Source organism: Methylobacterium indicum (genome assembly GCF_001043895.1).
In the GTDB taxonomy this organism is placed as follows: domain Bacteria; phylum Pseudomonadota; class Alphaproteobacteria; order Rhizobiales; family Beijerinckiaceae; genus Methylobacterium; species Methylobacterium indicum.
Map to the genome: position 1 here is coordinate 1 of NZ_JTHF01000386.1, position 687 is coordinate 687.

Sequence of the window (687 nt, forward strand, 5' to 3'; positions counted from 1 at the left end):
CGTCTCCACGCGTAGCGGCCGTGCCGGCCCCCGGAGTTGCCCGAGCGATGAGCCTTCACACCGAGACGCTGGTGATCGGCGGGGGACCGGCGGGCCTGACCACCGGCTACATGCTGGCCAAGGCCGGCCGCGACGTCGTGGTGCTGGAGCGCGACCCGGTCCAGGTCGGCGGCATCAGCCGCACGGTGGAGTACAAGGGATTCCTGTTCGACATCGGCGGCCACCGCTTCTTCTCGAAGGCGAAGGAGGTGGTCGATCTCTGGAACGAGATCCTGCCCGACGACTTCATCGAGCGGCCGCGCCTGTCGCGGATCTACTACAAGGGCAAGACCTACGCCTACCCGCTCAAGGCCTTCGAGGCCCTGCGCAACCTCGGCATCCTGGAGAGCGGCCTTTGCGTCGCCTCCTATCTCTGGGCCCGGGCCCGGCCGATCAAGGAGCCGAAGAGCTTTCACGAGTGGGTCCGCAACCAGTTCGGCGAGCGGCTCTTCTCGATCTTCTTCAAGACCTACACCGAGAAGGTGTGGGGCATGTCCTGCGACGACATCTCGGCCGACTGGGCGGCGCAGCGCATCAAGGGGCTCGACCTCGGCGCCGCGATCCGCGACGGGCTCAAGCGCTCGCTCGGCCTGCACCGGCCGGCGGCCTCCGGCGACGGCGCCGTCATCAAGACCCTGATCGAGTCGT

At 68.0% G+C, this 687-nt stretch carries 1 protein-coding gene; it reads left to right on the top strand.

Annotation, left to right across the window (positions count from 1 at the left end; all coding sequences use genetic code 11):
* Window positions 1–47: 47 nt before the first annotated feature.
* Window positions 48–687, top strand: a 640-nt coding sequence (locus QR78_RS30540) for an FAD-dependent oxidoreductase (RefSeq protein WP_048431394.1), incomplete at its 3' end; no start/stop codon positions are given.